The 1,949-nt window shown below is 74.1% G+C and carries 1 protein-coding gene; it reads left to right on the top strand.

Annotated elements, in window-relative coordinates; all coding sequences use genetic code 11:
* A partial coding sequence (locus tag HY68_RS42310; RefSeq protein ID WP_041997483.1) for a beta-ketoacyl reductase occupies positions 1 to 1,930 on the top strand: 1,930 nt, incomplete at its 5' end.
* Between the last annotated feature and the right edge of the window lie 19 nt (positions 1,931 to 1,949).

Consider the following 1,949-nt stretch of genomic DNA (forward strand, 5'->3'; position numbering starts at 1 on the left):
GGCGGGCCGCCGGCTCGTGGTCGTCCCGGCGGGCAGCGCCGACGACCCGTGGATCGCCGCCGTGCTCGCCGAACTCGGCCCGGACACCGTGCTGTTCGAGGCATCGGCCGACGGCGCGGACCGTACCCTCTGGGCCAAGCGGCTCGCCGAACTGACCTCGGAAGGAACCGAGTTCGCCGGAGTGCTGTCGCTGCTGGCCCCCGCCGAGGAGCGGCACCCGGACTTCGCGTCGGTGCCCTGCGGTCTCGCCCTCACCCTCGCTCTCGTCCAGGCCTTGGGTGACGCGGGACTCGACGCACCGCTGTGGTGCGCCACCCGTGGCGCCGTCTCCGTCGGCCGCGACGACCGGCTGACCAGCCCCGTCCAGGGCGCGTTGTGGGGCCTCGGCCGGGTCGTCGCACTGGAGCACCCGGACCGCTGGGGCGGTCTGGTCGACTTGCCGGACACGCTGGACGCACGGGCCGGGGCGCGGCTGACCGCCGTACTGGCCGGAGTCGACGGCGAGGACCAGGTCGCGATACGCGGCTCGGGCCTCTACGGGCGCCGCATGACGCACGCGGCGCCCGCTGTCACCACGCCCGAACGCCCCTGGCGTGGCCGGGGCACGGCACTGATCACCGGTGGCACCGGCGGTATCGGCGGCCGGGTCGCCCGCTGGATGGCCGAAAGCGGCGCCGCCCATCTCGTACTGACCAGCAGGCGCGGCGAAGAGGCGCCCGGCGCGGCCGAACTCCGCTCCGAACTGGAGGAGTTGGGCGCGAAGGTCACCATCACTGCCTGTGACGCCGCCGACCGTACGGCGCTGGCGGGCGTCATCGGGGCGATCCCCGCCGACCTGCCGCTGACCTCCGTGTTCCACTCGGCGGGAGTGGCGGACGGCGACGACAGCGTGGCGACACTGACGCTGCGTCAGCTCGACGCGCTGATGCGGTCGAAGCTGACCGCCGCGCTGCATCTGCACGAACTGACCCGCGGCCTCGACCTGGACGCCTTCGTACTGTTCTCCTCGGGCGCCGCCGTCTGGGGCAGTGGCGGCCAGCCCGGCTACGCGGCGGCCAACGCGTTCCTCGACGCGCTGGCCGAGCACCGCAGGGCCGAAGGGCTGACCGGCTCGTCCGTCGCCTGGGGCACCTGGGCCGAGGTCGGCATGGCCACGGACGCCGAGGTCGGCGAACGGCTGCGGCGGCAGGGCGTACGGGCGATGGAACCCGCGCTGGCCCTCGCGGCGCTCCAGCGGATGCTGGAGGACGACGACACGGCCCTGACCGTGGCGTCGATGGACTGGGAGGTGTTCACCCCCAGCTTCACCGCGACCAGGCCCAGCCCCCTGCTGGCTGTCATATCGGAGGCCGGCCAGGCGCTGGCCACCGACAGCGGCCTGCCCACGGACGACACGGAGACCGGCGTACCGCCGCTGCGGCAGCGGCTCGACGCACTGCCCACGGCGGAGCGCGCCCGCGCCCTGCTCGAAGCGGTACGCGCCGAAGCCGCTGCGACCCTCGGCCACGAAGGGGCCGACGCCGTCGCGGCGAACCGCGCCTTCCGCGACGTCGGCTTCGACTCCGTGACCGCCGTCGAACTGCGCAACCGGCTGCGGACCGGCCTCGGCCTGCCCCTGCCGGCGGCCCTGGTCTTCGACCACCCGACCCCGGACGCGCTCGCGCGCCATCTCGGCCCGCTCATCTTCGGGGCCGTACCCGGACAGGACACCGGCACGACCGACGACCCGGATGCGCGTGTGCGCGACGTGCTCGCATCCGTCCCGATCAGCCGACTCCGCAAAGCGGGCCTGCTGGACATGGTGTTGAAGCTCGCCACCGCCGACGACGCCGAGGCCACCGGCCCGGCCGCCGACGGCGGAGGCGACTCGCTCGACGACATGGACGCGGAAAGCCTGCTGCGGCTCGCCACCGAGAACTCGGCGAACTGAAAGAGATCTGGAGAGAGCG

It is taken from the genome of Streptomyces sp. AcH 505 (assembly GCF_000818175.1).
GTDB lineage: Bacteria > Actinomycetota > Actinomycetes > Streptomycetales > Streptomycetaceae > Streptomyces.